This is a genomic window from Streptomyces sp. NPDC006691, assembly GCF_042869955.1.
Taxonomy (GTDB): Bacteria; Actinomycetota; Actinomycetes; order Streptomycetales; family Streptomycetaceae; genus Streptomyces.
In genome coordinates, this window is the sequence record NZ_JBIAGW010000005.1 from 146,246 (window position 1) to 159,831 (window position 13,586).

At 73.2% G+C, this 13,586-nt stretch carries 10 protein-coding genes; 3 read left to right on the top strand and 7 right to left on the bottom strand.

Going from position 1 to position 13,586, the window contains the following annotated elements:
• Window positions 1-16: 16 nt before the first annotated feature.
• Window positions 17-1,567, bottom strand: coding sequence for an acyl-CoA synthetase (locus tag ACFYNP_RS13960; RefSeq protein WP_388785452.1), 1,551 nt, complete (start codon window positions 1,565-1,567; stop codon window positions 17-19).
• The gene (locus ACFYNP_RS13965; protein WP_388412844.1) at window positions 1,564-2,673 is read right to left on the bottom strand and encodes an NAD(P)H-dependent flavin oxidoreductase; all 1,110 of its coding nucleotides are present in this window, start codon (window positions 2,671-2,673) and stop codon (window positions 1,564-1,566) included. The genes ACFYNP_RS13960 and ACFYNP_RS13965 overlap by 4 nt, the downstream gene beginning before the upstream one ends.
• 197 nt (window positions 2,674-2,870) lie before the next feature.
• Between ACFYNP_RS13965 and ACFYNP_RS13970 the strand changes: the two genes are divergently transcribed.
• A complete protein-coding gene (locus tag ACFYNP_RS13970) occupies window positions 2,871-4,640 on the top strand; it encodes a serine hydrolase (RefSeq protein WP_388785454.1) in 1,770 nt (589 codons plus the stop codon).
• Between the two features lie 63 nt (window positions 4,641-4,703).
• On the opposite strand, the gene ACFYNP_RS13975 is transcribed toward ACFYNP_RS13970, so the two are convergent.
• On the bottom strand, window positions 4,704-6,269 hold the full coding sequence (locus ACFYNP_RS13975) for a phytoene desaturase family protein (RefSeq protein WP_388785456.1): 1,566 nt from the start codon (window positions 6,267-6,269) through the stop codon (window positions 4,704-4,706).
• A 146-nt stretch (window positions 6,270-6,415) separates the two neighbouring features.
• On the bottom strand, window positions 6,416-7,267 hold the full coding sequence (locus tag ACFYNP_RS13980; protein ID WP_388785457.1) for a LysR family transcriptional regulator: 852 nt from the start codon (window positions 7,265-7,267) through the stop codon (window positions 6,416-6,418).
• Between the two features lie 95 nt (window positions 7,268-7,362).
• Here ACFYNP_RS13980 and ACFYNP_RS13985 point away from each other — a divergent pair, with 95 nt between their 5' ends.
• Complete coding sequence (locus tag ACFYNP_RS13985; protein ID WP_388785459.1) at window positions 7,363-8,094, top strand: SDR family oxidoreductase; 732 nt, start codon at window positions 7,363-7,365, stop codon at window positions 8,092-8,094.
• Between the two features lie 112 nt (window positions 8,095-8,206).
• Here the strand turns inward: ACFYNP_RS13985 and ACFYNP_RS13990 are convergent, their stop codons facing one another.
• Complete coding sequence (locus tag ACFYNP_RS13990; protein WP_388785461.1) at window positions 8,207-8,932, bottom strand: TetR/AcrR family transcriptional regulator; 726 nt, start codon at window positions 8,930-8,932, stop codon at window positions 8,207-8,209.
• A 95-nt stretch (window positions 8,933-9,027) separates the two neighbouring features.
• Between ACFYNP_RS13990 and ACFYNP_RS13995 the strand changes: the two genes are divergently transcribed.
• Window positions 9,028-10,152 carry an FAD-dependent oxidoreductase gene (locus ACFYNP_RS13995; protein WP_388785463.1) on the top strand — a complete coding sequence of 375 codons (1,125 nt, stop codon included), beginning with the start codon at window positions 9,028-9,030 and terminating at the stop codon, window positions 10,150-10,152.
• Between the two features lie 149 nt (window positions 10,153-10,301).
• Here the strand turns inward: ACFYNP_RS13995 and ACFYNP_RS14000 are convergent, their stop codons facing one another.
• The gene (locus tag ACFYNP_RS14000) at window positions 10,302-12,518 is read right to left on the bottom strand and encodes a tetratricopeptide repeat protein (protein WP_388785465.1); all 2,217 of its coding nucleotides are present in this window, start codon (window positions 12,516-12,518) and stop codon (window positions 10,302-10,304) included.
• Window positions 12,519-12,536: 18 nt separating this feature from the next.
• The gene (locus ACFYNP_RS14005; RefSeq protein ID WP_388785467.1) at window positions 12,537-13,427 is read right to left on the bottom strand and encodes an oxygenase MpaB family protein; all 891 of its coding nucleotides are present in this window, start codon (window positions 13,425-13,427) and stop codon (window positions 12,537-12,539) included.
• Window positions 13,428-13,586: the final 159 nt, after the last annotated feature.

The following is a 13,586-nucleotide window of genomic DNA, read 5'->3' on the forward strand; positions in this document are numbered from 1 at the left end:
GGCGGAGCCTGGCGGGTCACATCGCGCGCTCGTGACCCTCCCAGTACGGCTCGCGCAGCCTGCGCTTGTAGAGCTTGCCGTTCGGGTCGCGCGGCATCGTCTCGATGAAGTCGACGGTCCTGGGCCGCTTGTACGCCGCCAGCCGGCCCTCGCAGTGGGCGAGGATCGCGGCGGCGAGGTCGCCGTCCGCCACGCGGCCCTCGGCCACCTCCACGACGGCCTTGACCTCCTCGCCCCAGTCGGCGTGCGGGATGCCGAAGGCGGCGGCGTCCGCGACGGCCGGGTGGGTGAGGAGCGCGGCCTCGATCTCGGCGGGGTAGATGTTGACGCCGCCCGAGATGATCATGTCGATCTTGCGGTCGCGCAGGAAGAGGTAGCCGTCCTCGTCGAGGTAGCCGAGGTCGCCGACGGTGAAGAAGTCGCCGATGCGGTTCTTCCGCGTCTTGGTCTCGTCCTTGTGGTAACTGAAGCCGCCGGTCGACATCTTCATGTAGACCGTGCCCAGCTCCCCCGCCGACAGCCGGTTCCCGTCGTCGTCGAAGACCGCCAACTCGCTGATGGGCCAGGCCTTTCCCACCGTGCCGGGCTTCTTCAGCCAGTCCTCGGCGGTGGCGAACGCGCCGCCGCCCTCGCTGGCCGCGTAGTACTCCTCGACGCAGCTCCCCCACCACTCGATCATGGCGCGTTTGACGTGGTCGGGGCAGGGCGCGGCGCCGTGGATGGCGTGCCGCATCGAGGACACGTCGTAGCGTCCGCGCACCTCGGCGGGCAGCGAGAGCAGCCGGTGGAACTGGGTCGGCACCATGTGGGTGTGGGTGCAGGCCTGTTCGTCGATGAGCCGCAGCATCTCCTCGGGCGTCCACTTGTCCATGAGGACGATGCGGTGCCCGATGTGCAGGGAGGCGCCGGCGAATTGGAGGACCGCCGTGTGGTAGAGCGGCGAACACACCAGGTGGACGTTGTCCTCGAACGGCTTGATGCCGAAGATGCCGAGGAACCCGCCGAGATAGGTCTCCTCCGGCAGCTTGCCGGGCAGCGGGCGGCGGATCCCGCGCGGACGCCCGGTGGTGCCGGAGGTGTAGTTCATGACCCAGCCGAGGGTGCGGTCCCGCGGCGCCGACTCGGTCTTTCCGTCCAGGAGTTGGGCGTACGGCGAGAAGCCGGGGACCGCGCCGACGGCATAGCGGTGGGAGGCGGGCAGCTTCGCCTCGTCGGCCGCCGCGGTGGCCGCGTCCGCGAACCGCTCGTGTGCGATGAGGACCTTGGCGCCGGAGTCCGCGACGATCCAGGCGATCTCGGGGCCGACCAGGTGGTGGTTGACGGGCACGAGGTAGAACCCGGCCTGGGAGGCGGCGAGATAGGCGGTGAAGAACTCGACGCCGTTGGGCAGCACCACGGCGAAGGCGTCGCCGCGTTCGAGGCCCGCGGACCGCAGTCCGTGGACGAGTCGGTTGACGGCGCCGTGCAGCCGGCCCGCGGTCCACACCTCGCCGTCGGGGGCGATGAGGACGGACCGTCCGGGGTCGGCGGTGGCCTGGGCCCAGAATCCGTTGGGCGGCTGGTTCATCGGGCGTCCCTCCCGGCGATGCGGTTGATGCGGTCGACGGCGCGCTCGAAGCCGCGCGTCAGCTCGTCGAAGGTCTCCTGGACCGTGCGCTCGGCGGTCATCCTCCCGACGATCTGTCCGACCGGGGTGCCGAGCAGCGGCTGGACCTCGTACTTCTGGATGCGCGACACGGCCTCGGCGACGAGCAGGCCTTGCAGGGGCATGGGCAGGGTGCCGGGTCCGGCCGGGTCGTCCCAGGCGTCGGTCCACTCGGTGCGCAGCTGGCGGGCGGGCTTGCCGGTGAGGGCGCGCGAGCGGACGGTGTCGCCGGATCCGGCGGCGAGGAGCTTGTCGGTCAGCGCGCGGGAGTGCAGGTCGGCCTCGGTGGCCGTGAGCCACAGGGAGCCGAGCCAGACGCCCTGGGCGCCGAGCGCGAGCCCGGCGGCGATCTGCTCGCCGCTGCCGATGCCGCCGGCCGCGAGCACGGGCAGCGGGCCGACCGCCTCGACGACTTCGGGGACCAGCACCATGGTGGCGATCTCCCCGGTGTGGCCGCCGGCCTCGTAGCCCTGGGCCACGACGATGTCGATGCCGGCCTCGGCGTGGTGGCGGGCGTGCCGGGCGCTGCCCGCGAGCGCGGCGACGAGCACGCCCTGGTCGTGGGCGCGCCCCACCACATCGGCGGGCGGCGAACCGAGCGCGTTGGCCAGCAGCTTGATCGGATAGCCGAAGGCGACGTCGAGCTGACTGCGGGCCACCTGTTCCATCCAGCCCGTGATGCGCCAGCCCGAGGCCTCGCCCTCGGCGAGCTCGGGCACGCCGTGCTTGGCGAGGGTGTCCCGCACGAACCGGCGGTGCCCCTCGGGGATCATGGCCTCGATCTCGGCCTCGCCGACGCCCTCGACCTTTTTGGCGGGCATCACCACGTCGAGGCCGTAGGGCAGTCCGTCGGTGTGCTCCTGCATCCAGTCGAGGTCGCGCGCGAGGTCGTCGGGTGCCGTGTAGCGGACCGCGCCGAGCACCCCGAATCCGCCGGCCCGGGTGATGGCCGCGGCCACCGCGGGGAACGGCGTGAAGCCGAAGACGGCGTGCTCGACTCCCAGTTTCCTGCTCAGCTCCGTCTGCATGGGGCGCAGGATGCCGTAGCCGGGGCGACGAAGGAAGAGATTTTCTGATGCTGCGTCAGTTTCTTTGCGCCGGGCCGCGCGGCGGGCCGGATCATTGACACGGGCACGGTCTGGGGAAGAAAGTTTCCAGGGCGTGACGTGATCGCGAAAGATACTTTCAGCGTGTCGGACCGGCGCGTCGAGAAGGGTGTGTGGCGATGGCCGGGGAAGTCCGGGGCGGCGTCGGCAGACGACGGCTGGCCGGTGCGGCCATGGCGCTGGGAGGCGCACTGATGGCGGGTTCCTCGCCGGGTACGGCGGTGGCCGCGGGCCGGGGCCGCACTCTGCGGCACGGCTCCGCCGAGCGGGCCGGACTGCTCCCCGAGCACCTGGACCGCCTGGTGGCGGACGCCCGGACGTTCCTCGGCCCCTCCCCCGGGCATCCCTGGTACGCGGGGGCGGTGCTGCTCGCCGGGCGCGGCGGCACCGTGGCCCTGCACCACGCCATCGGCGACGCGGTGCGGTACGCGGCGTACGACGAGAAGACCGACACGGCGGTGGAGCTGCCGCCCGGGCGGCGGATCGCCGCGGCCGAGGACACGGTGTACGACCTGGCGTCCCTCTCCAAGCTGTTCACCTCGCTGCTCGCCGTCCAGCAGATCGAGCGGGGCTCGCTGGTCCTGGAGGAGCGGGTCTCCGCGTACCTGCCCGGGTTCGGGGCGGCGGGCAAACAGGCCGTCACCGTACGGCAGTTGCTCACCCACACCTCGGGGTTCCCGTCCTGGATCCCGCTCTACGGGGCGGCGACGCACGAGGACCGGCTGCGGCTCGTCCGGAACGAGCCCCCGGCGAGCCCGCCCGGCAGCGCCTACCTCTACTCCGACCTCAACCTGATCTCGCTCCAGCTGGTCCTGGAGAAGATCACCGGCCGCCCGCTGGACGCACTGCTCCACGACGGGATCACCGCTCCGCTCGGGATGCGCCGCACGCGCTACAACCCGCCCGCGTCCTGGAAGCCGGGGATCGCCGCGACCGAGGACGCCCGCAAGCCCTGGTCCGGGATCGACCGGGGCCTGGTGTGGGGCGAGGTCCACGACGAGAACGCGTACTGCCTCGGCGGAGTCGCGGGCCACGCCGGGGTGTTCTCCTGCGCCTGGGACCTCGCGGTCCTCGCCCGGACCCTCCTGAACGGCGGATCCTACGGCCGGGCCCGCATCCTGCGCCCCGCCTCCGTGGACCTGCTGTTCAGGGACTTCAACACGGCCTTCCCCGGCCATGAGCACGGCCTGGGCTTCGAGCTCTACCAGCACTGGTACATGGGCGCGATGGCCACGCCGCACAGCGCGGGTCACACCGGGTTCACCGGCACCGGCCTCGTCGTCGACCCCAGCACCGACACCTTTCTCGTACTGCTCGCCAACTCCGTTCATCCGGTGCGCACGTGGCGCACCGGATCGGCACCGAGGGTGGCAGCGGGCAACGCGCTCGCGCGGGCCGTCCCGGTACGCACCGCGCACGGCGGCGCCGCCTGGTTCGCGGGCATGGAGCCCGGCACCACGGCCACGCTCACCCTGCCCGAATGCCGGTTCGTGTCCGGCCGGGGGCGCTTCGGCCTCTCCTTGTGGTGGGACACCGAGCCGGGCGTGGGCACGCTCGCCCTGGAGGCCTCGACGGACACGGGAGCGACCTGGCGGCCCGTGCCGTTCACCACCGGCCGCCCCGGCGAAACACCCCTGGAGCATCCCTCCGGGTCGGTGACCGGGTGGTCCGGGCGGGTCTGGCACGAGGCGGGCGCGGACCTGGCAGCCTGGTGCGACCGGCCGCTGCGGCTGCGCTGGCGGTACACGACCGGTCCGCGGTACGTCGGGCGCGGGGTGTACGTCGACGGGATGCGGGTCGTCGACGACGGCCGGGTGCTGTTCGACGAGGTCCGGCCTACCGACGCCGTCCGGATCGAGGCGGACGGCTGGACGAGATCCACGAACTGACGTCGTTCAAGCGGGCGTTGACGGACCTTCTTCGGCGCGCCGGCCGCAGGCGAGGGCTCCGTCTCACCGCCCGAGGACGGCCATGGCCGCGTTGTGCCCCGGAATGCCGCTCACCCCGCCGCCGCGTACGGCACCGGCCCCGCACAGGAGGACGTTCGGGTGGGCCGTCTCGACGCCCCAGCGGCCGGTCGACGCTTCGGCGTAGGGGAAGGCGAGGGCGCGGTGGAAGATGTTGCCACCGGGCAGCCGCAGATCGCGCTCCAGATCGAGCGGCGTCTTCGCCTCGATGCAGGGGCGGCCGTCGGCGTCCAGGGCCAGACAGCCGGCGAGGGGCTCGTCGAGATGGGCGTCCAGTTGGGCGAGGGTCGCGGCGAGGAGGAGCTCGCGCGCCTTGTCGTTGTCCTCGGCGAACAGCCGGGCCGGGGTGTGCAGACCGAACAGGGTGAGGGTCTGGTAGCCCTGCCCGGCGAGTTCGGGACCGAGGATCGTCGGATCGGTCAGGGAGTGGCAGTAGATCTCCGAGGGCGGGGCGCTGGGCAGTTCACCCCGCGCGGCCTCGGCGTACGCGGTCGCCAACTGGCCGTATCCCTCGGCGATGTGGAAGGTCCCGGCGAAGGCCTCGCGCGGGTCGACGGCCGTGTCGCGGAGCCGGGGCAGCCGCCTGAGCAGCATGTTGACCTTCAGCTGGGCGCCCTCGGCGGCCTCGGGCGGCGCCTGCCCGGTGAGCGCCGCGAGGGCCTGGGGCGAGGCGTTCACCAGGACGTGCCGGGCGGCCACCGCACCGGTGCCCTCGGCCGTCGTGCAGTCGACCTCGGCCTCGGTCCCATCGGTGCGGATCGCGGTCACCTCGTGTCCGGTGGCGATCTCCGCGCCGGCCGACCGCGCGGCGCCGGCGAGGGCGTCGGTGAGGGCGCCCATGCCGCCGACCGGGACGTCCCAGTCGCCCGTGCCCTGGCCGATGACGTGGTAGAGGAAGCAGCGGTTCTGGGCGAGGGAGGGGTCGTGGGCGTCGGCGAAGGTACCGATCAGTGCGTCCGTGAGGACGACTCCGCGCACCAGGTCGTCGCGGAAGCGGTCCTCCACGGCGACGCCGATGGGCTCCTCGAAGAGCATCCGCCAGGCCGCGTCGTCGCCGACCCGCTCGCGCAGCGCGGCGGCGGTGGGCAGCGGCTCGGTGAGGGTGGGGAAGATCCGCTCGGCGACGTGCCGCATGGTGGCGTAGAACGCCTGCCAGGCGCTGAACTCGGCGTCCGATCCGGTCAGTTGGCGGAAGGAGGCGGCGGTACGGTCCGCGCCGCCGCCGACGAGGAGACCGCCGGCACGCCCCTCGCGCAGGGTCGGCGTGTAGGACGACACGGTGCGCTTGCGGACCGCGAAGTCGAGCCCGAGATCGTCGACGATCTTCCGGGGCAGCAGCGAGACGAGGTAGGAGTAGCACGAGAGCCGGGCGTCCACCCCCGTGAACGGGCGGGTGGACACGGCCGCGCCACCGGTGCGGCCGAGCCGTTCGAGCACCAGGACGGACTTCCCGGCGCGGGCCAGATAGGCGGCGGCGACCAGGCCGTTGTGACCGCCGCCGACGATGACGGCGTCGTAGACATCACGGGCGAACGCGGTGCGTGCGGGCATGCCCCTTGGTAACACGGGATGATCGCGCGCGGAACCCCGCCGCGGGCCGGGACTGCCCGTGGCCGCCACCGCCGGGGGTGCCCGGGTTTCGCCGCCCCCGTCCGGGCCGGGACAGGACGGGTGGAGCCCGGCCGGGCAGGTGGGACCTAATGGAGACGTGTCGCGGTCCGGACGAGGTCGGCGACCGCTCCGGACCGGCTGTGCGGGGGCCAGGCGATGACGGTGGTGACGGTCGGCGCGTCCACCACGGGCACGGCGGCGAGGTCGTCGTGCAGCTGGGCTCGGCACGACTCCGGTGCGACCGCGCAGGCGCGCCCGAGTGCGACGAGCTGCAACAGCTGTGCCTGGTCGCGGACTTGTGGGCCGGGGCCGGGCGGGTAGCTGCCGTCGGGCTCGGGCCAGCGGGGCAGGGGCAGGCCCGGCAGGGCGGTGACGTCGGCCATGCGCACCTGCGCCCGGGCGGCGAGCGGATGCCCGGACGGCAGGACCAGAACCTGGCCCTCCGTGCTGAGCGTTTCGGTGTCGAACCCGGCCGTCGCGTCGAACGGCCGGTGCAGCAGCGCCACGTCGGCCCGGCCCTCGCGCAGGAGTCGTTGCTGCTCGGCGGGGCCGCACAGGATGACGTCGACGGGGACCGCGCCGGGTTCGGCCGCGTATGCGTCGAGCAGTTCGGCCAGCAGTTCCCTGGACGCGCTCGCCTTCGTGACCAGGGCCAGGCCGGGACGGCCGGTCGCGCAAAGGCCTGCACGACGGGTCCGGCGCTCGGCGGCGTCGACCGCGTCGAGGGCCGCCCGGCCCTCGGCCAGCAGCACCGAGCCGGCTTCCGTCAGCGTGACGGTGCGGCTGGTCCGGTCCAGCAGGGCCGCCCCGAGCCGGCGTTCGAGTTGCTGGATCGCCCGTGACAGGGGCGGCTGCGCCATCCCGAGCCGCCGCGCTGCCCGCCCGAAGTGCAGCTCCTCGGCGACGGCGACGAAGTAGCGCAGTTCCCGGGTCTCCATGGCGCCACGCTACCCCGGATCAATACCCTGACGGTATCGCTGCCCACCCGATCGGTCTTGGACCGCGGCCGGGTTCCAGGAGCAGCATGGTCTCCATGAGCGAACGAACGACTGCGCTGGTCACCGGCGCGAACAAGGGAATCGGCTACGAGATCGCCCGGGGCCTGGGCGCCCTCGGCTGGAGCGTGGGCGTCGGCGCCCGCGACGATCAGCGCCGTGCGGCGGTGGTGGAACGGCTGCGCGCGGCCGGAGTCGACGCGTTCGGCGTGCCCCTGGACGTGACCGACGACGCGAGCGTGACCGCCGCCGCACAGCTGATCGGGGAACGCCCGGGGCGCCTCGACGTGCTCGTCAACAACGCCGCCATCACGGGCGGCATGCCGCAGGAGCCCACCCGGGTCGATCCCGCCACCATCCGGACGGTCGTGGAGACCAACGTGATCGGCGTCATCCGCGTCACCAACGCGATGCTGCCGCTGTTGCGCCGCTCCGCCTCACCGCGGATCGTGAACATGTCCAGCAGCGTCGGCTCCCTCACCCGCCAATCAGGACCCGCCGCGAACGAGACGGCAGGCCCGGTGGCCGTGGCGTACGCGCCGTCGAAGACGTTCCTGAACGCCGTCACCCTCCAGTACGTCCGGGAGCTGAGCGGCACGAACATCCTGATCAATGCCGGCTGCCCCGGCTACGTCGCGACCGACCTCAACGGCTTCCGGGGAGTGCGCACCCCCGAACAGGGCGCGGCGATCGCGATCACCCTCGCGACCCTGCCCGACGACGGCCCGACCGGCGAGTTCTTCAACGACGACGGCCCAGTGCCCTGGTGATGTGCGCGGCCTCCTCGGCCGCCGGGTGACGACGTCCGCGCCCACGGGGTCCGCGTCGCGAGGTCACCACATCCTCATGGTTCCCCCCACCCTCATGGCTCCCACTGACGCGTCAGCCCGAGGCCGGCCGCAGATTGTCCAGGAGCAGACCGAGGGCGAACGCGAAGCGGTCGTGTCCGGTGCCGGAGATCAGCTCGGCGGCATGGCGCCGCGTCTGCGGGAACCTCTCCGCGGGCAGGGCCGTGAAGCGGTCCAGCAACTCCTCGTCGCCGAGCACCCATTCCTGATCCTGGTTCCGGCGCCGCTGCCGGACCAGCGACTGCTCCAGCGCATAGGCGCTGACGTAGAGGGAGAGCGCGTCGCGGGCCCATCCGGCCGTCCTCGGTTCGACCCCGCCCGCGAGCAGGATCGCCAGGATCCCTTCGCCGACCCGCAGCGTTTCCAGGTTGGTCGGCACCATGGCCAGCGCGGCGCGCGAGACCCCGGGGTATTCCAGGTACAGGTCACGGATCTGCGTGTACACGCCCGTCACCTGCTCGCGCCAGGCGGCCGGGTCCGGTTCGGGGAGCACGATCGCGGCGTAGAGCCTGCCGATCAGCAGATCGTCGATGTCGTCCTTGTTGACGATGTGCGCGTACAGCGACGAAGGACCGGTGCCGAGCACGGCGGCGACCCGGCGGATGGTCAGCGCGTCGTACCCCTCGGTCGCGACCACTTCCAGGGCGGCGTCGGCGATCCGCCCGACGGTGATCGGCTCCTTGCGCGGTGCCGGAGCGGCGCGCTGCGCCGAGGGCTGGGCGTGGCGAGCCGAACGGCTCCGGCGGGGATCGGCGGTCATGCGGACCACTGTACCTTGACGCGAACTAAGTTCGTTGAGTAGAACTAAGTTCGTCAGAGCGAACTTAGTTCGTCCCGCCGTCCTGGAGGTATGTGATGCGCGTGTCCGTGGTCGGAGCCGGTCTGGGAGGCCTGGCTCTCGCACAGGGTCTGCGGGGTGCCGGGATCGAGGCCGAGGTGTTCGAGCGCGACCCGGGGACCGGCGCCCGGTTCCAGGGCTACCGGCTGGTGCTGGACCCGATCGGGTTCCAGGCGGTGCGCGACTGCCTGCCGACGCGCTGGCACCCGCTGCTGGACGAGATCGTCATGAGTGCCTGCACCGAGCAGCTGATCCTGGACCCGCGGCTGAACGAGATCGGCCGGCTCGGCGCGGGGCGGACCGGCATCGTGGTCGACCGGCAGGTACTGCGGCACCTGCTGCTGACCGGTCTCACCGTGCACACGGATGCCGCGCTGACCGGCTACCACGTGCTGGCCGACGGCACGGTCCAGGCCCGGTTCGCCCGCCGCGGCCCGGCCACCGCGGACCTGCTCGTCGGCGCGGACGGTGTGGCCTCCGCGGTCCGCGGGGTGTTGTCGCCGGGGACCGTCCCCACCGACACCGGCGTCCGGTTCGTCATCGGCCGCACCCCGCTGACCGACGAGTTCACCGGCCTGTCCGCGGCATACGGCTCGAAGATCACGGACGACCGCGTCAGCCTGCTGCTCGGCGCGATGCGCTTTAGTACCCCGCCCCAACGGGCCGCGGAGCGACTGGCTCCCGAGGTCACGCTGCCCGACATCGGCGACTACGTGCGCTGGGCCATGATCCTGCCGCCGGACGACTCGCTGGGCGACGTGACCGCGCGGGACGCCGTGCTGTCCAGGATGGAGGGGTGGCACCCGCGGCTGCGCGCGCTGATCGGGCAGGCCGACCCGGACAACAGCACCCTGCTGTCCATCCGGGCCGTCAAGCCCGGCGAACGCTGGGCGTCCGGCCCGGTCACCCTACTGGGCGACGCGATCCACGCCACCTCACCGACCGGCGGCAACGGCGCGAACACCGCGCTGCGCGACGCCGACCTGCTGCGCCGCCGCCTGATCGAGGCAGTCGACGGCCGCCGGGAGCTGCTCGACGCGGTGGACGACTACGAACGGCAGATGTTCGAGTACGGCGCCGAGGCCGTGCGCACCAGTCTTGAGAGGCTGCCCGCCTTCGCCCCCGGAGCGAGACTGTCCTGACGTCGAGGCCTGACGTCGAGACCTGACGTCGAGACCTGACGTCGAAGGTCGGCCGTACACGATCGACCGATCGCCCGAGCGCACGGCCGCCGCAGCGGCGGCTCGCCCCGGTCGGCGGAACCCGGTCGGCGGAGGAACCCGGCCCCGGGTCAGTGGTGGCCGGTTCGGCGCAGGGCCGCCACCTTGCGGTACAGCTCCACCGCCTCGGAGCCCCGGCCGAGCTGCTCCAGGCAGTTGGCCTGGTCGTTGCGGCTGGCGAGGGTGTCGGGATGGTCGGCACCCAGGACGCGTTCACGGGCTTCGGCCACCGTCCGGTAGGCATCGAGCGCCTCCGCCCAGCGGCCCAGCCAGCCCAGGCCCACGGCGACCTCGCGTCGGCTGACCAGGGTGTCGAGATGCTCGGGGCCCAGCACGCGCACGCGCAGCTCACACACCTCGCGGGCCTCTTCCAGGGCCTCCTCCCAGCGGGCGAGACGGCCGAGGTTGACGCCGACGCCGTGCCGGGCGCGCAGGGTCTCCGGATCCTCGGGGCCGCCGACCCGCAGCCGGTCCGCCACCAGCTCGCGGTACAGCTCCAGGGCCTCCGGGCTGCGGCCGAGCCGGCCGAGGCTGATGCCGATCTCGTAGCGGGCCGCGAGGGTGTCGGGGTGATCGCGGCCGAGCGCCGCCGCCCGACCCCGGGCGACCTCGCGATAGGTGGCGAGCGCCTCCACCCAGCGCCCCAACAGGCCGAGCGCGTAAGCGACTTCGTACTGGGTGACCAGGGTGTCGGGGTGGCCGGGGCCGAGCACCCTGGCACGGGCGGCGGCCACGTCCTGGGCCATCGCGCAGGACTCCTCCAGACGGCCGAGCCGGCTGAGGTTGAAGGCGAGGTTGTGCCGGCAGCGCAGGGCGTCCGGGTCGTCGGGACCCTGGGTGCGCTCGCGGGCGGCGAGGACGGCGACGTACACCTGGTGCGCCTCGAAGTGACGGCCGAGCCGGCCGAGGACGTACGCCGTCTCCTGGCGTGCGTCGAGCGTCTCGGGGTGATCGGGTCCGAGCGAGCGGGCCCGGCCCTCGGCGACCTTGCCGAATTCGCGCAGCGCGTCGGCCGCCCGGCCCGTCCGGCTCAGCGTGAAGCCCATCTCGTAGCGGCTGGCGAGGGTGTCGGGGTGGTCCGGCCCCAGCAGGTGGGCGCGCTCGGCCGCCACCGCCCGGTGCACCTCGCCCGCCTCCGCCCAGCGGCCGAGCCGGCCCAGGCTGAGCCCCGCGCTGTGGCGGCTGTCGAGCGCGGCGAGCGCCTTGGCCGCCGGAGTCGGCCGCGCCGCCTCCCTCGCTGCGGGGGTGGCCGGGGTGCGGTGCCGGGCGGCGGGCGGCGCGGTCCACTCGCCGGTGAGGCCGGCGGTGGGGTCGGGGTCGACGGCCGGCGAGAAGGAGCGCGTCGCCTTGTGGCCGGTGGTCATCCCCTCGGTCCAGGACGGCAGCCCGGACGCGTGGCGCGAGGCCGCCCCAGCCGCGCCGCCGAGTCGGCCCGCCCCGGCCCGGCCCGCAGCCAGCCGACGCGCCAACTCCCCCGCGTCCTGCGGGCGTTGACCGGGCTCCTTCGCCAGCAGGTCGAGTACGACACGGTCGAGGAAGCCGGGGAGTCCGGCGCGGTGCTCGCGCAGGGGGCGGGGCACGCTGTCGCGGTGGCCGACGAGCACGGCCCAGGCGTCGTCCAGGTCGAACGGCGGCGCCCCGGTGCAGAGTTCGTACAGGACGCAGCCGAGCGAGTACAGGTCGCTGCGGTGGTCGACCTCGGTGCCGGCGATCTGCTCCGGCGACATGTAGTGCGGGGTTCCCATCGCGATGCCGGTACCGGTGAGCCGGCTGGTGAAGCCGATGTCGGCGCCGAGCCGGGCGATGCCGAAGTCGCAGATCTTCACGGCGGCGTCGGTGAGCCGCATGATGTTCGCCGGCTTCAAGTCCCGGTGCACCACGCCCTGTCGATGGGTGTAGTCGAGGGCCGCCGCGACCTGTTCGGCGATGTCGACGACGGCGTCCACCGCCAGCGGCCGCCGCTTGTTGTCGTCGAGGAGCTGGCTGAGGTTGCGTCCGTCGAGCAGTTCCATGACGAGGTAGAGCCCGCCCTCGTACTCCCCGAAGTCATGGACGACGGTGACCCCCCGGTGCTGGAGCGCGGCGGCGACGCGGGCCTCACGCCGGAAGCGTTCCCTGAGCACCCGGGTGAACGACTCCTCGTGGCCCGGGGCGAGCGGTTTGAGCAGCTTGACCGCGACCCGTCGCTCCAGCGATTCGTCGCGGGCCGCCCACACCTCGCCCATGCCACCGCGCCCGATCGGCTCAAGCAGCCGGTAGCGGCCGTGGATCAGCCTGGTGTCCGCCATCTGGTGCCGTCGCCCCCGTCACTGACCATGCGCCCTCCCCGGCCCGTCCAGTATGGCGGCCTGTTCGCGAAGTTTGTACGGTGCGGGCCGGGTCCCGGGTCCGAGCCGGGCGACCGCCCTCAGGACGTGCCGGGGCGGAAGCTGCCAGCGCACCGTCGCGGGGATGCGGCGCAGCACCGTCCCGGTGAACCGCAGGCGCCGGTCCACGGCCCCCGCGGCGGGGGCGGGGCGGCCGTAGAGCTCGTGGGCGTACGGGGGCAGCGCGGCGTAGGCGAGGGCGGACACCCGTCGCCACACCAGCTCGCGCGCCGGGACCAGCGGCCAGGGGGTGGGCGGCCGGCGCAGGAAGTCGTCGACGTTCCGGGCGTCGGCGGAGACCGCGAGGAGGGGACGCACGGAGTCGAAGTAGGCGGCGAGTTCGGCCGTGCTGCCCGGCACGCCCGCCGGGTCGAGCCCCACCAGACGCGCGTCCACGCGGTGTTCCCCGACATAGCGGTCCGCCTGGGCGTCGCTGAGCCGGAACCCGGAGCGCCGCACGACACCGAGGTAGCTGTCGATCTCCGCGCAGTGCACCCACAGGAGCAGCTCGGGATCGTCGATGCCGAACCGCTCCCCCGTCACGGGGTCGTCCGCCTTGAGCAGGGCATGGATGCGCCGTACCCGCGCGCCCGCCCGTTCGGCGTCCGCCTTGGTGCCGTACGAGAGCGTCCCGACGAAGTCGGCGGTGCGCAGCAGGCGGCCCCAGGCGTCCTTGCGGAAGTCCGAGTTCTGCATGACCCCGCGCACCGCCCGCGGGTGCAGCGCCTGGAGGTAGAGCGCCCTGACGCCGGCGATCCACATCATGGGGTCGCTGTGCAGGTGCCAGGTGACCGAATCGGGCCCGAAGTACCCGGGGTCGGCGTCCGTCATCCGCCACCTCCAGTGGCCGTGCGCTCAGGACCGGGCGTGCCTGTGACACCAGCAGGTTAGTCGGCGCCCGGCGGCGGGGGTACCGCCGCGTCGGTCCCGGGCCGGTTCCCGCGCCGGCCGGGTGGGACCACCGGCGGCGGCTTGCCGGTGGTCCGGGCC

Excerpts from the sequence above, each read along its gene's own strand:
- ACFYNP_RS13960 (WP_388785452.1), bottom strand. The coding sequence starts at position 1,567 with ATGAACCAGCCGCCCAACGGATTCTGGGCCCAGGCCACCGCCGACCCC.
- ACFYNP_RS13965 (WP_388412844.1), bottom strand. The coding sequence starts at position 2,673 with ATGCAGACGGAGCTGAGCAGGAAACTGGGAGTCGAGCACGCCGTCTTC.
- ACFYNP_RS13970 (WP_388785454.1), top strand. The coding sequence starts at position 2,871 with ATGGCCGGGGAAGTCCGGGGCGGCGTCGGCAGACGACGGCTGGCCGGT.
- ACFYNP_RS13975 (WP_388785456.1), bottom strand. The coding sequence starts at position 6,269 with ATGCCCGCACGCACCGCGTTCGCCCGTGATGTCTACGACGCCGTCATC.
- ACFYNP_RS13980 (WP_388785457.1), bottom strand. The coding sequence starts at position 7,267 with ATGGAGACCCGGGAACTGCGCTACTTCGTCGCCGTCGCCGAGGAGCTG.
- ACFYNP_RS13985 (WP_388785459.1), top strand. The coding sequence starts at position 7,363 with ATGAGCGAACGAACGACTGCGCTGGTCACCGGCGCGAACAAGGGAATC.
- ACFYNP_RS13990 (WP_388785461.1), bottom strand. The coding sequence starts at position 8,932 with ATGACCGCCGATCCCCGCCGGAGCCGTTCGGCTCGCCACGCCCAGCCC.
- ACFYNP_RS13995 (WP_388785463.1), top strand. The coding sequence starts at position 9,028 with ATGCGCGTGTCCGTGGTCGGAGCCGGTCTGGGAGGCCTGGCTCTCGCA.
- ACFYNP_RS14000 (WP_388785465.1), bottom strand. The coding sequence starts at position 12,518 with ATGGCGGACACCAGGCTGATCCACGGCCGCTACCGGCTGCTTGAGCCG.
- ACFYNP_RS14005 (WP_388785467.1), bottom strand. The coding sequence starts at position 13,427 with ATGACGGACGCCGACCCCGGGTACTTCGGGCCCGATTCGGTCACCTGG.